Below are 15,994 nucleotides of genomic sequence, written 5' to 3'. Positions count from 1 at the left end.
CACTGGAGTGGTCCACAGGGCGTTGCGGTGTGCGGGTCGTTACCTTCTGCGGATGCGATCGTCCACATCGAGTCGGACCGTGTGGTGGCTGCGCCGGGACCTGCGCCTCGACGACAACCCGGCCCTGCTCGCCGCGGCCGGGCAGGGCCCGGTGCTGGCACTGTTCGTCCTCGACGAGGCGCTCCGCCGCCCGGCCGGGCCGGTGCGGCTCGCGTTCCTCTACCGCTGCCTGCGGGATCTCGACCGCAGGCTCGCCGGCCGGCTGTGCGTGCGCACCGGCGACCCCGAACAGGTCGTCCCCGCCGTGGCGGGCGAGATCGGTGCCGACGTCGTCCACATCGCGGCCGACCATGGGCCGTACGGGCGTCGCCGCGACGAACGGGTCGCCCGGGCACTGATCGCGGGCGGACGGGAGCTGCGGCGCACCGGCTCGGCCTACGCTGTCGAGCCCGGCCGGCTGGTCAAGCCGGACGGCTCGCCCTACCGGGTCTTCACCCCCTTCTACCGGGCCTGGAAGGCGCACGGGTGGCCTGCGCCGGCCGCACCCGCGCCCACGGAGCCGGACTGGCTTGATCCGGCCTCGCTGAGCGGGGGTAGCGAGGAGATTCCCCCGGACCCCGACCTCGACGGCGTCACATTGCCCCCGCCGGGTGAGCAGGCCGCACACGACCGCCTGCACGCCTTCCTGCGTGGGCCGCTCGGCGACTACGCGCGGCACCGCGACGAGCCGGCGGCCGACGCCACCTCGCGCCTGTCGCCCTACCTGAAATGGGGCTGCATACATCCGAGAACGGTGCTGGACGGCGTGCGCGCGGCGACGGCCCCCGCGACCAGCGGCGCCACCGACGGCACCACGGAGGCGGCGGAGAAGTTCCGTAGCGAGATCGCGTGGCGGGAGTTCTACGCGGATGTCCTCGCGGCGAATCCATCCTCAGCACGGAGCGACCTCTCCGAAGCCCTGGCCCGGATGTCCTATGAACCACCCGGCGAGAGCTTCGAGGCGTGGAAGTGGGGGCGAACCGGATATCCCATCGTCGATGCCGGGATGCGCCAGTTGCTGGCCGAGGGCTGGGTACACAACCGGGTACGGATGATCGAGGCGTCGTTCGTCTGCAAGGACCTCCACGTCCACTGGACGCACGGGGCCCGCTGGTACCTGGAACGGCTGGTGGACGGCGACCTCGCCTCGAACAACCACGGGTGGCAGTGGACGGCAGGCACCGGCACCGACGCGGCGCCGTACTTCCGCGTCTTCAACCCCGTCTCCCAGGGCCGCAGGTTCGATCCCGACGGGGAGTACATCCGGCGCTGGGTGCCCGAGCTGCGCGGTCTGCCCGCCGAGCTGGCCCACGAGCCGTGGAGGTGCCCGGGCGGCCCGCCGAACGGCTACCCGGGCCCGATCGTGGACCACGCGGTGGAGCGCCGTGACGCCCTCGCACGGCATGCCCAGGCCCGGAACGCGTCGGCCGGTGGGGCGTCGGCGCCGACGCGGATCTGAATCGCCCGGCGCGGCCCGGTGCGGCGGATCGTCGGATGTCTCCCTTATCGGGTTGTTTGGTCTAGCCGCAAGTGGTGGTCGTGTCGGCTATCCGACACCAACTGATTCCCCTGTCCGCGGGTTCACTCGGCCGCGATTGGCCACCCTTGAGATGGGCAGGGAGGCGGCGGGCTCGACTCCTCGCCCGTCCATCCGGTGGGGAAGTGACGGGCTCCATCGGACGTGGCCGCGTCGGTGCGGGATGTGGAGGGCAGCTCGTGCCGACGCGCCACGGGCACGTTCACGTGCCACACGGGCACCGTCGAGGCTGACAGGCTGACGTAGGCGCGCACAGCAGGCCGTGCCGGCCGCTGACGCGCACGCCCACGGCGAGGCAGCCAGGTGACCGAAGCGCATCCAGACCAGACAGGGTCAAGGCCTTCGAGGCCAGACAGCGCCGCCGTCGAGGCCAGACAGCGTCAAGGCCAGACGCGGCTGCCCCGGTAACGGGTGTGCGGCCGCGTCTGGCCCTGACTGACCCAGGATCAGCGCAGGATCAGGCGACGATCTCCACTGGCGTCCCCAGCGGGACGGTCTGTGCCAGCCGGGTGATCGAATCGTTGCTCAGCCGGATGCAGCCGTGGCTGACGTCGCGGCCCAGCGAACTCGGATCGTTCGTGCCGTGGATCCCGATGACGGGCTCGCGGCCACCGAAGTCCTCCAGGCTGGTGGAGAACCCGCTCAGGCCGAACGCGTACGGCCCGTAGGCACCGTTCGGGTTGCTCGGCCGCAGCAGCTCCATCAGGAAGAACCGGCCGCCGGGCGTCGGGGTGTCCGAGGTGCCGATGGCCACCTTCTCCTCGGCGATCTTCTGGTCGCCGTTGAAGAGGCGCAGCACGTGCGCGCCACGCGCCACCTCGATGCGGTAGGGCGTCTGGCTCGCGGTGACCTGCTCGGCCTTCACCCAGCCGGTGCTTCCGTTGGGCTCGACGGGCAGCAGGACCTGCCACCATCCCGGCATCTTCGCCTGCACGAGGAAGACCCGCGGGGCGCCGTTCTCGTTCGGGTTCGACAGGCTGCGTGTCGGCTTGGCGGCGGTGGGGGCCTGGTAGATGTCGACACTGGCGCCGCTGGCGGTCAGCACGGTGCTGGTGCCCTGGTTGAGCCCGGCGACGGCGGCGAGCTGGCTTTGGACCGCCGCGGGCACCGCGGCCGGCCCGGAGGCCCCGTCATCGCCGCCACAGCCGCTGAGGATCACGCCGCCCAGCACAACGGCCAGTGCCGCCGCCCCTGTCCGTGACAGGGCGCGGCGGCCGGTCGAGCGCTCGGCGAGCGCTTCGTGGTGACGTGTCATCCCGTGTAGTACGGCTCGGTGGACACCGCGCTCGTGGCAGCGGGGGCAGCGATGGGCAGCACGGCGGGCACGGCCGCCGGCGGGTCGGTGCCCTCGCAGTCGGACACCCCGACGGTGGGCAGGGTCACCAGCAGGTAGCCGGTCTCCGCGTCCCACGGGGCCGCGACCACGGCCCCGCCGTGTGAGTCGAGGGTCAGGGTCTCACCCGGGCCGATCTCGGAGATGCCGGCACCGAGACTGGTGTCGAACCAGCCGAACCCGAAGGCCCTGTCCTGGGTGTTCTGCAGCGTCCAGGTGGGCCCGTCGGCGCCGCACTTGAAGGTGAGGACGAACGGGTTGGCCTCGAAGTCCTCGATCCCGTCGATTTCCTTGTCCAGCGGCACCTTGAACGGGAGCAGGGACAGGAAGCCGTCGAGGACCGGGTCACCGGTGCCCTCGGTCGGGGTCGACGTGGGTGACGCGCTTTCCGTCGCCGTGGCGCTGGCCGTGGCGTCCGCCGTTGTCTGCGGGGTGTCTGTCGCCGTGGGAGTCGCGGAAACGTCCGGGTCCGGCGTGGCCGACTCGTCAGCCGACGGCGTCTCGGTCGTCTCCGGCGAGGTCAGGCGTGCCTCCGGCTCCGTGGTGGTGGTGGCTTCCACCGTCGGGGAGGCGCTGGGGCTGGTGGACGTCGTCGTCGTGGCTGCCGAGGCCGGTGGGGCGACCGCTATCAGGGCCGCTCCGAGAACGCCGGCCGCCACGGCCCGCATTCTGGTGATCCGCATGAATCCGTCTCCCTACGTTGTGACGGGTCGCCCTTGACACGCGCTGCCGGCGGCCCGTCAAGGTGCCCGACCAGCCGGAGGGCGGCGAGTCGGCGCGGGACGCGGATCAGCGTTTGCTGATCAGGTACGGCTGCAGGCAGAAAGGTACCAATGCCCGCATCGTCACGGGGTGGGCGGGTCCGACGTAGCGGAAACGTTGGGTGTTCATCTGTGTTAAACGCGTCGCGGTGGCAGGGTGTGGGGTCGGTCGTGAAGTGTCGATCCGGTGGGTCGGCTCACCTGCCGTTCACCTGCCGGAATCATGTTGTGCATCGGTGGCCACCGGTGGTCGGATTCTTCGGCCTGGATCGGTTCGGCGTCAGGGCGCCAACCGTTCGATGATCCAGGTGGGAGCCCTGTCCGGCGCCTGGCTGTGGGTCGTGCCGGGCCCGGCCGCCGGCTCACCCGCAACCGCGGATGCCCCACTTTCTGTGATCAGCCGATAGCGCAGGCGGTCATGGAGGCGGTCCGGGCGGCCCTGCCAGAACTCGACCGAGTTCGGTACCAACCGAAGGCCTCCCCAGAACGGGGGGGTCGGCACCGATTCGTTCCCGGGCCATCGGATCTCGAGCTCGGCCAGCCGGTCGGTCAGCACCTCGCGGGAGGAGATCACCTCCGACTGGTGACTCGCCCAGGCGCCGAGCTGGGATCTGCGTGGCCGGGAACGGAAATAGGCCTCGCTCTCCGCGCGCGGAACCCGTTCGACGGAGCCTGTCACGATCACCTGTCGTTCCAGTGGATACCACGGGAAGAGGAGGGATCCGTAGGGGTTCGCAGCGGCCTGGCGGGCTTTCGCCGAATGGTAGTTCGTAAAGAGCACGAATCCCTGGTGATCGAATCCCTTCATCAGCACCGTGCGGGAACCGGGACGACCGTCGGCGTCGGCGGTACCGAAGATCATCGCATTTGGCTCGCTGATTCCGGATTCTGGGGCGGAGGCCTCCGCGAACCATTTCCGGAACTGCTCGGTCCAGGTCGCGGCGAGCATTGCCTCGTCGAACCGCCCTGGACGGTAGCTGCGGCGCAGCACCGCGGGATCGGGTGTCGGCGGGTGGAGGTTCACGGTTCGGATCCTGGCAGGCCCTCGGCAATGTGACTGGCATCACCTCGGATGGGCGGGTGGTGGCAGCGGACGCCCCCGCACGCTTGATGACGAAGTGCGGGTGATGTGCGGGCGCGGCACCGGTGCGTAACGCGACTCATCACTTCCCGCCCAGTGGCGAAACGGCTCTCGACAGGGCAGGATGCAGACGGACGATTACGTCCTTAACGCAGGACCGATGTGGCCACGGACCGATGTGGTGACAGCGCGACCAGTCATCACCAGCGACCACTCGTCAGAGCGACCGCGCTCGGCGCGACCATCGGCCGGGCGGCCACTCGCCGAGCGACCGCGGGTCTGGCGACCACATGGTCTGGCGACGGCAGGGAACAACCGCAGGGAACAACCACAGCACCGACGAACTCGACGAGTCGCCGACGGCGGCGGCAACGGGGCCGCGCTGGAACCGGGACGATGCGACGACCGCCAGGTCGGCGCGCGCCGGATCCGGCGATGCGCAGCCGCGGCTGACCGGTCCCGGCAGGGCCCGTCCCACTGTCGGCCGAGACAGAAGCGGAGATCCGGACTCGATGGCCGAGAAGACAAGCGATTTCAAGCCGGGCCTGGAAGGCGTGATCGCCTTTGAGACGGAGATCGCCGAGCCGGACAAGGAAGGCAGCGCGCTGCGCTACCGCGGCGTCGACATCGAGGACCTGGTGGGCAAGGTCGACTACGGCCACGTCTGGGGTCTGCTCGTGGACGGGGCGTTCGAGCCAGGCCTGCCGCCGGCCGAGCCCTTCCCGGTACCGGTGCATTCTGGCGATATAAGAGTCGATGTCCAGAGCGCGCTGGCGATGCTCGCGCCCTACTGGGGCTTCGGCCAGCTGATCGACATCACCCCGGCGCAGGCGCGGGACGACCTGGCGCGGGCCTCGGTGGTGGCGCTGTCCTTCGTCGCCCAGTCGGCCCGTGGGCTCGGCCAGCCGGCCGTTCCGCAGCGCGAGGTGGACCGCGCCCGCACGATAACGGAACGGTTCATGATCCGTTGGCGCGGTGAGCCCGACCCCAAGCATGTGCAGGCCGTCGACGCCTACTGGGTGTCCGCCGCCGAGCACGGCATGAACGCCTCCACCTTCACCTCCCGCGTGGTCGCCTCCACCGGCGCTGACGCCGCCGCGGCGCTCTCGGCGGCCGTGGGCGCGCTGTCCGGGCCGCTGCACGGCGGGGCGCCCTCGCGCGTCCTGGCGATGCTGGACGAGGTGGAACGGACGGGTGACCCCGCCGGCTACGTCCGGGCGGCCCTGGACCGCAAGGAGCGCCTGATGGGCTTCGGGCACCGGGTCTACCGGGCCGAGGACCCGCGCGCCCGGGTGCTTCGCCGCACCGCCCGTGACCTGGGCTCGGAGCGCTACGAGGTGGCCGAGGCGCTGGAGGCCGCGGCCATCGAGGAGCTGACCAACCGCTACCCCGACCGCCCACTGCGGACGAACGTCGAGTTCTGGTCGGCCGTGGTGCTGGACTTCGCCGAGGTCCCGGCCCATATGTTCACGTCCATGTTCACCTGCGCCCGTACCGCGGGCTGGAGCGCTCACATCCTGGAGCAGATGCGGACCGGCCGGCTCATCCGCCCGTCCGCCCGCTATGTCGGCCCCGCGCCGAGGCCGCTGGGGGACGTCCATGCCTGACGCCCCGACGATCGTCCTGCCCGACTCGCTGCGTCCGGTCGACGGCCGCTTCGGGTGCGGGCCGTCCAAGGTCCGTACCGAGGCCGTGGAGGCCCTCGCCGCGAGCGGGACCTCGCTGCTCGGCACGTCGCACCGGCAGAAGCCGGTGAAGAACCTGGTCGGCCGGGTCCGGTCCGGGCTCGCCGACCTGTTCTCGCTGCCCGAGGGCTACGAGGTCGTCCTCGGCATCGGCGGTGCCACCGCCTTCTGGGACGCCGCCGCGTTCAACCTGGTGCGGGAACGCTCCCAGCACCTCGTCTTCGGCGAGTTCGGCGGCAAGTTCGCCGACACGACGAAGGGTGCGCCGTTCCTGGGCGACCCGTCGATCGTGAAGTCGGAGCCGGGCACCCACCCCGACTGGGCGCCCGAAGCGGGTATCGACGTCTACGCGACGCCGCACAACGAGACCTCGACCGGTGTCGCCCGGCCGGTGCGGCGCCCGGTGGGCACCGACGCGGGCGCGCTGCACCTGGTGGACGCGACCTCCGGCGCCGGCGGCCTGCCCGTCGACCTGACCGAGGTGGACGTCTACTACTTCGCGCCGCAGAAGTGCTTCGCCTCCGACGGTGGTCTCTGGGTGGCTCTCATGTCGCCCGCGGCGCTTGGCCGCCTCGGCGAGATCGCGGCCACCGACCGCTGGATCCCGCCCTTCCTGGACCTGACCACGGCGCTGGACAACAGCACCAAGGACCAGACGTACAACACCCCGGCCGTGGCCACCCTGTTCCTCTTCGCCGACCAGCTCGACTGGATGAACGGGCAGGGCGGGCTCGACTGGTGCGTCCGGCGGACCGGGGAGTCCTCCTCGATCCTCTACAACTGGGCCGAGAAGACCGCCTACACGACGCCGTTCGTCGCCGACCCGGCGCAGCGCTCCCAGGTCGTCGTCACGATCGACTTCGAGGGCGTCGACGCCGCCGCGGTGGCCAAGGTGCTGCGCGCCAACGGCGTGGTCGACGTCGAGCCGTACCGCAAGCTGGGCCGCAACCAGCTGCGGGTGGCCTGCTTCCCGGCCATCGAGCCCTCGGACGTCGAGGCCCTCACCGGCGCCATCGACTACGTGGTCGAGCGTCTCTGACCAACATGCGACTCGGGCCGGGAGGACGACCTGTCCTCCCGGCCCGATCGTTTGGGACGCACACCCACGCCCAGCTCGGAAGTACTCGGAAGTCGAGCGCTTCAGAGTTCACTTCAGAGCTTCATCTCGGTCCGCCCGCCGGCCAGCGGCCGAATGCTGGAAACACGACGACCGCCGGTCGGCGGCAGGCCGGCGGCGGTCGTCTCAGGTGGGTGTCTCAGGCCCGCCGCGGATCGGTGCGGCGGGCGGACTCCCTGGGGGCTCAGCGCAGCGGGCGCACCGGGGCGGCCTGCGCGGCCTGGGCGGCGATCGGGTCCGTCTCGGCGGCGGCCGCGGCCGACCGGACGTCCATCGGAACGTAGGGACGCTGGTCGTAGCCGACGTACAGCTGACGCGGGCGGGCAATCTTCTGCTCGGGGTCGAGCAGGCCCTCCTCCCACTGGGCCAGCCAGCCCGGCATCCGGCCGATCGCGAACAGCACCGGGAACATCTCCACCGGGATACCCATGGCCTGGTAGATGATGCCGGTGTAGAAGTCGACGTTCGGGTAGAGCTTGCGGGAGATGAAGTACTCGTCCTCCAGCGCCACCCGCTCGAGCTCCATCGCGAGGTCGAGCAGCGGGTTGGTGCCGGTGACCTTGAAGACCTCGTCGGCGACCTGGCGGATCACCCGGGCCCGCGGGTCGTAGTTCTTGTAGACGCGGTGGCCGAAGCCCATGAGCTTCTTCTTGCCGTCCTTCACCTGGGCGATGAAGGCGGGGATGTTCTCCACCGAGCCGATGTCGGCGAGCATGCGCAGCACCTGCTCGTTGGCGCCACCGTGCAGCGGGCCGTAGAGCGCGGCGATCGCCGCGGCGGCGGCGGAGAACGGGTCGGCCTGGGAGCTGCCGACGGCACGCATCGCGTTCGCGGAGCAGTTCTGCTCGTGGTCGGCGTGCAGGATGAACAGCACGTCGAGCGCGTGCTCGAGGTTCGGGTCCGGCTCGTACTTGAGCTCGGTGGCCTTCCACATCATGTTGAGGAAGTTGCCGGCGTACGAAAGATCGTTGTCCGGGTAGACATACGGGAAGCCCACGGAGTGCCGGTAGGAGAACGCCGCCAGCGTGGTGATCTTCGCGATGAGCCGGACGATCTGCAGCCGCCGCAGACCGGGGTCGTCGATCGTCTTGGCGTCCGGGTAGAAGGTCGACAGCGCGCCGACGGTCGATACCAGCATGCCCATCGGGTGGGCGTCGTGGTGGAAGCCGTCGATGAACTTTTTGATCGACTCATGCACCAGGGTGTGGTGCGTGATCTCGTCTTCCCAGGTGTAGAGCTCATCCGAGGTCGGAAGCTCGCCCGCGAGAAGCAGGTAGGCGACCTCGAGGAAGCTGCTCTTCTCGGCCAGTTCCTGGATCGGGTATCCGCGGTAGCGCAGGATGCCGGCGTCACCGTCGATATAGGTGATCGCGCTGCGGCAGCTCGCCGTGTTGGTGAACGCGGGGTCGTATGCCATCAGGCCGAAGTCGTCGTCGTCGACCTTGATGGTACGGAACGCACTTGAGCGGATCGTGCCGTCGGTAATCGACACCTCGTACGTCCGACCGGTGCGGTTGTCAGTGACGGTCAGGGTACTGACCTGCTCGGACACGCCGGGCTCCTCTCGCCATGGCACTGCCGGGTGACGGCGTCGGCCACCTCCGGGCGCGCGCCCGGTTCGGAGCGCTCTCGCCGGTTCACTGGTTCGGTTGTCCCCAAGTCTCGCGGTTCGAGCCACCACATGCGCGTGATCGGTGGCGTCTATCCCACGTGTGCTCTGCCACCCTGTATGCCGCCGAGCTGCGGGTGGCGCCAGGGCTGGTGCAGCTGGTAACGAACTGCCCGATTTGGGCGTCTACGGGCGGTTGGGTCGTCACGCCTTGCGGCTGTGTGGGGTGCGCGTCGTTCTGCCTGAATCCGCAGGTGGCCGGGATCAAGCGAGATAACTCACACGGCCGGGTGTGGTGCGCAGCGCACTGTCTGGTCAACGGTGTGCTATCGAAAGTTCACAATGCGGCGTGTACGTCAGGCCCGTGGTTGTGGTTGTGGGTGCCGTGGTTCTGGCGCGTCGCCGTTGCCGCTCCGGCCGGACTGTGGGACGGCGGGCCCGTGGGTTGGGCTGGCGCCGAGCGGGGCCACCCCCACGCCGGAGCCACCCCACATGTCGGCCTCACCCGCATGTCGGCCTCACCCGCCACCACCCGTACGCCGGTTCGACCCGTTCGGCGGTGTCTCCTGCTCTGCCGGGTGCCTACCGGCTGGACGATCCGCCCGGTGCGGCGGTGGAGGCGGTGTCACCCGCCGACCGGAGCCAGGCGAGGACGGCCAGGACTCGCCGGTTGTCGTCGCCGGACGCGGGCATCCCGAGTTTCGAGAACACACTGGCGACGTGGTTTTCGACTGTTTTGGGGGCAAGGTGCAGTTTTCCGGCAATACCGGCATTGGAGCGGCCTTCTGCCATTTCCCGCATGACAGCGCGCTCCCTCTCGGTAAGCCGGTCGAGCGCCTCGGCACGCCGCCGGTGCGCCAGCAGCCCCGCGATGATGTCCTCGTCGACGACGAGACGGCCGGCCGCGATGCGGCGCACGCCGTCCAGCAGCCCGTTGAGATCGGCGACCCGGTCCTTGAGCAGGTAGCCCATCCCGCCCCGGCCGTCGCCTAGCAGCCGCACCGCGTAATGGACGTCCGAGTAGGTGGACAGGACGAGCACGCCGACCGCCGGATGCTGGGTGCGGATCAGCTCCGCGCAGACGAGGCCCTCGTCGGTGAACGTCGGCGGCATCCGCATGTCGAGGATGACCACATCGGGCTGCGTGTCCGTGAGCTGGGCGTCCTTGAGGTGGGCGAGGATCCCGCGCGGCTCGGAGGCCTGTGCCGTCACCTCGACACCGGCTGAGGCCAGCAGCATCGCGAGGCCCTCCCGGAACAGTGTTGAGTCGTCCGCGATCGCTACCCGCATGTCGCCCCCGATCAAGGTCGCGCCTGGTTACCCGTGGGCCTGGTTGTCCGTGGTCCTGGTCATCGCATCAGTGGCATTACAGCAGTGGCATTAGGGCGGTGGCATCACATCAGTGGGTTGTGGCCGGGATTACCGCGGTCAGCCGGGTGCCGGAATGCGGCGGGCTGGACAGCATGATTTCCCCGCCGAGCGCGCGGACGCGCTCACCCAGGCCGGCGATGCCGCCGCTTTCGCTTATCACGGCTCCGCCTTTGCCGTCGTCGGCGACCTGAACCAGGAGCCGGTCACCGGACATTCGCACCGTAACCTGCACATGGGTGGCCTCGGCGTGTTTGACGGTATTCGCCAGCGCCTCGCTCACGGTGTAGTACGCAGTGGTCTCCAACGTGGTGTCGAAACGCTGGTCCGGGACTCGAAGATCGACCACCAGGGGCAGCGGGCCCGCGATGTCCTCCAACGCGGCCTTCAGCCCTCGTTCCCGCAGGATCGGCGGATGGATTCCGCGGGCCAGTCCGCGCAGTTCCTCCAACGCGGCCCGGAGATCGGCGGAGGCGGCTGCCAGCGCGGTGGCCGTGGCCTCGTCTGTTGCCTGGGCCTGGGCGAGCCCCAGGCGGGCGGCGAGGGCCAGCAGGCGCTGCTGGGCGCCGTCGTGCAGGTCCCGCTCGATCCGGCGGCGCTCGGCCAGACCGACCTCGATGAGCTGCGTTCGGGTGGTCCGCACCGCGTCGAGCTGGGAGGCGACCATGGCGTGAAGTCGTGCGTTCTCCAGCACGATGGCGCTGGCGTTCAGTGCGACGTCCACCAGGTCGCGGTCGCGCTCCAGCGATGACCGGGCGGACAGCACCGCCAGCGGCGCGCCCGAGGTGGTGCGGACGGGCAGCGTGAGCAGCGTGTCGTCGGTGGCCGGCGGGATGGCCGGCCGGCCGTCGCTGTCGATGTGCACACCTCGCTCGGGTACCCACAGGTAGATCTGCGCGCTCTCGTCGCCCAGCGCCGCGCGCAGCACCTCACGCACCGCCCGCGGTGTCGGTGGGGTACTCAGTGTGCTCAGGAGCTGGGCGATGCGGCCACGGGCCAGGTGACGGCGCGCCGCGGCGGCGGCGAACGACGCCGGAATGGCGAACAGGGTCGCGGCCATCGGTATGAAGATCGGGTCGATGGCCCCGCCCTGGGGGTAGTAGACGAACAGGTTCACCACGGAGGCCATCACGAAGGCGGTGAGCAGGCCCAGCGAGACCGGGCCGAGGGTGCGCCGCTCGAGCGCCGACGCCCGTCGGTGGCGGCGGCCGATGACCAGCCCGAAGGCGACGACGACCGCGATGGTCAGGCCGTCGAGGATGTTGACGACCACCTCGAAGACGCCCGGGTCGATCGCGGACCCGTACCACCACACGTCCGGCCGGTAGCCCAGGGTCTCCGGCCGGCACAGCCCGATCAGCACCAGGTTGCCGACGGGGATGACCGCGACGGCGACGGCCACCATCAGATGGTCGACGGCCCCGACGAGGCGCCCGTGCGGGTAGCGGAGCACACCCCAGCCGAGGCAGACCCAGAAATGGGTGTAGGCGAACGAGGAGATCACGGCGCTCGGGCCGTGTTCCCAGGTGGCGGTCCAACTCACCGCCCACAGCAGGCCGCCCAGGACGAACGCCCAGCTCACGCTGCTGAGTGCGTCCTCGTCGAGGAGCAGCAGGCCGGTGAGGACGAAGGTGAGGACGACGAGCACGTTCAGCGTCGCCGGAAACGGCGTCCTGGCCCAGGCGGGCCATTGCGCCGCGATCGCCAGCAACGACGTCACCAGGCCGGCCGTCACCAGGGAAACGAGCCGGTGCCGGGTGACGGCGCTGGTCAGCGACCGGGCAAGCCGCTGGCCGGGCGCCTGGGACGCCGGAGTGCCGGCGGTGGCTGTGGACGTCCTACCTGGCGACAGGTTGGGGGCCGGCACGTCAACGTCTCGCCGGGCGTGACGATCTCACCCGGTAAGGGTGACACACCGGTCATGTCCGGCTGGGTGTTACCCCCCAGAAGCTGGGGTGGAAAGTACCCCGAAAACGTGGAGCTGTCCCGGAAGCGAGGAACGACGGCTCCGGTGAATAGTGGATGCGGCCCTCCCGCGCCGAAGGCTTGGTCGCGGGCAGCTGGCCCGGGTCGGTCGGGAGCCGGACGCTACCGGGGGGTGGCCGGCTCCCGGCGCCCGTCACGGACCCGCTCCAGCCGCGCTGCGACGGGTCCCGCAGTTCTTGAACATTAGCGACGCTAACCAGTACTTTCGGGGAATGGACAACGTAGGCGTGGCAGAGCTTGCCTCCACCCTGCGTATGTCCGTGATGCGGTTGTCGCGGCGAATGCGCCAGGAACGTTCGAGCACCCTGACGCCGACCCAGGTCGCGACCCTCGCCACGCTCGCGCGGCACGGCCCGATGACGCTCGGCGAGATCGCCGCATACGAGCGCGTGCAGCCACCGTCGATGACCCGGGTGATCACGCTCCTGGCCGAGGCCGGGCTCGTCAACCGGGGCCAGCACCCCTCCGACGGACGTCAGGTGATCGCCGAGGTCACCGAGGCGGGCCGGGAACTGCTCGCCGCGGACCGCCGCCGCCGGGACGAGTGGCTGGCCGAGCACCTCGAGGACCTCGCACCGGACGAGGTCGACGCGCTGAAGGCCGCCGCTCCCATCCTTGACCGCCTCGCCGGCCTCTGAAGCAGCTCAAAGCTCCACCCATCCGCCACGCTTGCGGGACGCGGAGGCCGCCACCTGAAGCCGGCTGGCGGTGAGCAGATCGTGGAAGGTGGCGCCGCGCACCAGCGCCGGATCGTTGAGCTCCGCGGCACGCACGACGTCATAGGTCGCCTCGACCAGGCCGGGCCGCTCGGCGGGAACCGTCGGCATCCACAGGTCCCGGACGCCGGTGCTGTCCTGGCGGCGCACCCGCCGGCCCTGCACGACCATCCGCCCCACATCGCCGCACACCGTGACGACCGCGGTGGCGATCTCGCCGCTCATGCGCTCGTTGATGAGGATCGTCGTCCCGCTGGCCGCGAGCAGCGCCAGGGTCACCGGGGCGTCCGGGGTGAGGGCGGTCGCGGGCATGCTGCCCGGATCCGCGCACACGGCGACGATCTCGCCGCACCAGCGCAGGGCGAGATCGATCATCTCGGCGCGACCGACCGGGCCGGCGGGTGCCCCGACCACCGTGATCTGGCTGAGCCGGCCGAGCGAGTGGACGGATGCCTGGACGTGCCACGCCGCCGGCCAGGCCCGGCCGTCCAAGGCGACGACATGTGCCAGATCGGCGTCCTCCGCGATGTCGGCGACGGCGCGCAGCGACTCCGCCTCGGCGGTGGCCGGCTTGGCGAGCAGGACATGCAGGCCTGCTTCGGCGGCCCGGCGGGCCACGATGTCCGACGCCGGCGGGGCCATCTCGACGCAGACCGCCTCGATGTCGTCCGACAGCAGGGCGATCAGATCGCTGTAGGCGCGGGGCGCTCCGGCCTCGGCCGCCCAGGCCAGTGATTCCAACGGTTCCGGGGCCAGCAGACCGACGACGTCGACGCCCGCGTCGCGCAGGACATCCGCCGTGGAGAGCTCCGAACCGTCAGTAACAAGGGCCATCGCGACCGGGAGATCGGGCTCGTCGCGCCGTGCGGCGCGACGGTCGGAACGCCAGGCCCGGGACAGACCGGGATCGCGGGGTGCCACCAGTTCGGGGACCGTCGTCACAGCTCCGATAGTGCATCCGAACACCACCCGAGGGTGGGCGGTCGGGCCGATCCCGTCGTCAGACCACCCAGTCGAACCAGCCCGCCGTGACCAGACCTCGTCACGCCCTACGGGGGTGCCCGATCGGGCCGGGCGCGGCGGGTACGGGCTGGCTGCGCGGCGGCGCGGGCTGGTGGTGCGGGCTGGTGGCGCGGCGCGGTGTTGAGTGTTCCCGATGAGGTACTTCGTCGCGCTGCTGCCACCACCGGAGGTCGTCGACGGCCTGGCGGCGGCGATCGCCAGGGTGAGCGGGCGGCCGGAGCCGCGGCTGCGCTGGAGCAGCCCGCCGCAGTGGCACGTGACGCTGGCGTTCCTCGGCCCCGTCGACCCGGCCGTGCGTCCGGCGCTCGCCGAGCGGCTCGGGCGCGTCGCCCGTCGTCACCCACCGGTCGAGGTGCGGCTGGGCGGCGCTGGCCACTTCGGCGGGCGGGTGCTCTGGGCCCGCGTCAATGGTGATCTCGGGCCGTTGGCCACCGGGGTGCGCCGGGCGGCGGCCAGAGCCGGTGCGGACCACGGTGATGACCGCCCGTTCCGGGCCCACCTCACCCTGGCCCGGGTACCGGCCGGCACCAGCCCGGACCTGCGGGAGGTGGTGCGGGAGCTCGACGAGGCCATCGCGGGATCGTCCTGGTCCGCGGGAGCGATCACGCTGATGAGCAGCGACGGTGGGCCGGCCCCCACCTACCGGGTCGAGAGCGAATGGGAGCTGAGGGGCTCCGCGGCGTCCCGGTAGCGGTAGCCGACTCGCCGGACTGTCTCGATGCGGTCCCGGTGGCCCCGGCCGAGCTTGCGCCGCAGCCGGGTGATCATGACGTCGACGGTGCGCGGCGCGGAGGCGCCGAGCGCGTCCGGATCCTGGTGCCACACCTCGCGCAGGAGCTTCTCGCGGCTGTGCACCCGCCCCGGATGGCGCACGAGGTAGTCGAGGACCTCGAACTCCAGGTAGGTGAGGTCGATCGGCTGCCCGTCGACCAGGACCTGCCAGGCGACGCGGTCGATGTCCACGTCACCTCCCACGGTCGTTCTCTCGACGAAACCGGCGTAGGCAGTCACGGACGCCTCCAGGGAGATCAGCGAAACACAACGAACGGCACGGTCGGGAGCATGGTGGGCTCCTGCCCGGGTGCGCGCCCGGGCGAAGATCATCTATGTGGTCGGCGTCGGCCGGTGGGGATCCGTCCGCAGCCTCAGGGGGTGCGACCGGACGATCAGTTGCGGCCTGACGGCCAGGGGGCGCCTGCGGTGGCGGCGGGCATGGCTGGCCGCGCCTGCCGCGTGGCGTGCTGCCGCGGGGAGTGCCGGCCGGCGTCCGGTGTCCGGGGCCCGGCACGGCGATCGCGGGGCCGGGGCGCTCACCGCGCGACAGTCACCGCGCGCACCGCGCGCGGGATGTCGACTGCGGTGTCAGGTGGCCGAACAGGCGGCGGAGGCGACCCGCAACAGGTCGATGTGCCCCCGCTTGACGAGGTAGGTCGGCTTCAACACAGCAGCAACGGAAACACGTACAGCGATACTCGGCCAATGAAATTACAGTGTGATCTGACTCACTTTATCACTTCTTGACTGAACAAAGACCTGCTCGCACAGTTTTGGACGTGGCCGCTCGCGTACTCTCCAACGACCGAGCGCTGCCGGCCCACCGTGCGTGGTTGGCTTTCTGGTTCGTGTCCCGCCCGCTGCTCACGCGCCGGCGCTGTGTCGACTACGGCCGCGTCACCCGGTGCCGCTGTAGCCGGTGCGTCCGCTGACGGAGCGGATTCCGTGGGCCTGCCGCCGCGATG

The 15,994-nt window shown here is 70.7% G+C and carries 14 protein-coding genes; 5 read left to right on the top strand and 9 right to left on the bottom strand.

What is annotated here, in order from left to right; translation table 11 throughout:
• Window positions 1-79: 79 nt before the first annotated feature.
• A complete protein-coding gene (locus ACG83_RS25260; RefSeq protein ID WP_200931377.1) occupies window positions 80-1,498 on the top strand; it encodes a deoxyribodipyrimidine photo-lyase in 1,419 nt (472 codons plus the stop codon).
• A 535-nt stretch (window positions 1,499-2,033) separates the two neighbouring features.
• On the opposite strand, the gene ACG83_RS25255 is transcribed toward ACG83_RS25260, so the two are convergent.
• The 3 genes from ACG83_RS25255 to pdxH form a co-directional block, all read right to left on the bottom strand.
• Window positions 2,034-2,831, bottom strand: a complete 798-nt coding sequence (locus ACG83_RS25255) for a L,D-transpeptidase (protein WP_054568752.1) — start codon at window positions 2,829-2,831, stop codon at window positions 2,034-2,036.
• Window positions 2,828-3,592 (bottom strand): hypothetical protein, encoded by a 765-nt coding sequence (locus ACG83_RS25250; RefSeq protein ID WP_054568751.1) that lies wholly within the window; start codon window positions 3,590-3,592, stop codon window positions 2,828-2,830. The genes ACG83_RS25255 and ACG83_RS25250 overlap by 4 nt, the downstream gene beginning before the upstream one ends.
• 358 nt (window positions 3,593-3,950) lie before the next feature.
• Window positions 3,951-4,694, bottom strand: coding sequence for a pyridoxamine 5'-phosphate oxidase (gene pdxH / locus ACG83_RS25245; RefSeq protein ID WP_054568750.1), 744 nt, complete (start codon window positions 4,692-4,694; stop codon window positions 3,951-3,953).
• Window positions 4,695-5,263: 569 nt separating this feature from the next.
• Here pdxH and ACG83_RS25240 point away from each other — a divergent pair.
• Window positions 5,264-6,358 (top strand): citrate synthase 2, encoded by a 1,095-nt coding sequence (locus ACG83_RS25240; protein ID WP_006543712.1) that lies wholly within the window; start codon window positions 5,264-5,266, stop codon window positions 6,356-6,358.
• A complete protein-coding gene (gene serC / locus ACG83_RS25235; RefSeq protein ID WP_054569138.1) occupies window positions 6,351-7,475 on the top strand; it encodes a phosphoserine transaminase in 1,125 nt (374 codons plus the stop codon). The genes ACG83_RS25240 and serC overlap by 8 nt, the downstream gene beginning before the upstream one ends.
• A gap of 262 nt (window positions 7,476-7,737) precedes the next feature.
• Here the strand turns inward: serC and ACG83_RS25230 are convergent, their stop codons facing one another.
• The 3 genes from ACG83_RS25230 to ACG83_RS25220 all read right to left on the bottom strand — a co-directional run bounded on the left by ACG83_RS25230 (window position 7,738) and on the right by ACG83_RS25220 (window position 12,397).
• On the bottom strand, window positions 7,738-9,105 hold the full coding sequence (locus ACG83_RS25230) for a citrate synthase (protein WP_063793206.1): 1,368 nt from the start codon (window positions 9,103-9,105) through the stop codon (window positions 7,738-7,740).
• Window positions 9,106-9,744: 639 nt separating this feature from the next.
• Window positions 9,745-10,452 carry a response regulator transcription factor gene (locus tag ACG83_RS25225; protein ID WP_054569137.1) on the bottom strand — a complete coding sequence of 236 codons (708 nt, stop codon included), beginning with the start codon at window positions 10,450-10,452 and terminating at the stop codon, window positions 9,745-9,747.
• Window positions 10,453-10,561: 109 nt separating this feature from the next.
• A complete protein-coding gene (locus ACG83_RS25220) occupies window positions 10,562-12,397 on the bottom strand; it encodes a histidine kinase (protein WP_116437498.1) in 1,836 nt (611 codons plus the stop codon).
• 331 nt (window positions 12,398-12,728) lie between these two features.
• On the opposite strand from ACG83_RS25220, the gene ACG83_RS25215 reads away from it, so the two are divergent.
• On the top strand, window positions 12,729-13,154 hold the full coding sequence (locus ACG83_RS25215; RefSeq protein WP_006543719.1) for a MarR family transcriptional regulator: 426 nt from the start codon (window positions 12,729-12,731) through the stop codon (window positions 13,152-13,154).
• Between the two features lie 6 nt (window positions 13,155-13,160).
• Here ACG83_RS25215 and ACG83_RS25210 read toward each other — a convergent pair whose 3' ends face one another.
• Window positions 13,161-14,174, bottom strand: a complete 1,014-nt coding sequence (locus ACG83_RS25210; RefSeq protein ID WP_054568749.1) for a Gfo/Idh/MocA family oxidoreductase — start codon at window positions 14,172-14,174, stop codon at window positions 13,161-13,163.
• Between the two features lie 214 nt (window positions 14,175-14,388).
• On the opposite strand from ACG83_RS25210, the gene thpR reads away from it, so the two are divergent.
• Window positions 14,389-14,946 carry an RNA 2',3'-cyclic phosphodiesterase gene (thpR, locus tag ACG83_RS25205; RefSeq protein WP_054569135.1) on the top strand — a complete coding sequence of 186 codons (558 nt, stop codon included), beginning with the start codon at window positions 14,389-14,391 and terminating at the stop codon, window positions 14,944-14,946.
• On the opposite strand, the gene ACG83_RS25200 is transcribed toward thpR, so the two are convergent.
• Both ACG83_RS25200 and ACG83_RS48055 read right to left on the bottom strand, forming a co-directional pair.
• Window positions 14,895-15,266 (bottom strand): winged helix-turn-helix domain-containing protein, encoded by a 372-nt coding sequence (locus tag ACG83_RS25200; protein ID WP_054569134.1) that lies wholly within the window; start codon window positions 15,264-15,266, stop codon window positions 14,895-14,897. The two genes, thpR and ACG83_RS25200, sit on opposite strands and share 52 nt — an antisense overlap.
• 351 nt (window positions 15,267-15,617) lie before the next feature.
• A complete protein-coding gene (locus ACG83_RS48055; protein ID WP_369809833.1) occupies window positions 15,618-15,698 on the bottom strand; it encodes a putative leader peptide in 81 nt (26 codons plus the stop codon).
• Window positions 15,699-15,994 lie beyond the last annotated feature (296 nt).

This window comes from Frankia sp. R43 (assembly GCF_001306465.1).
Lineage (GTDB): Bacteria > Actinomycetota > Actinomycetes > Frankiales > Frankiaceae > Parafrankia > Parafrankia irregularis.
This window is presented reverse-complemented; position numbering and strand designations above follow the sequence as displayed.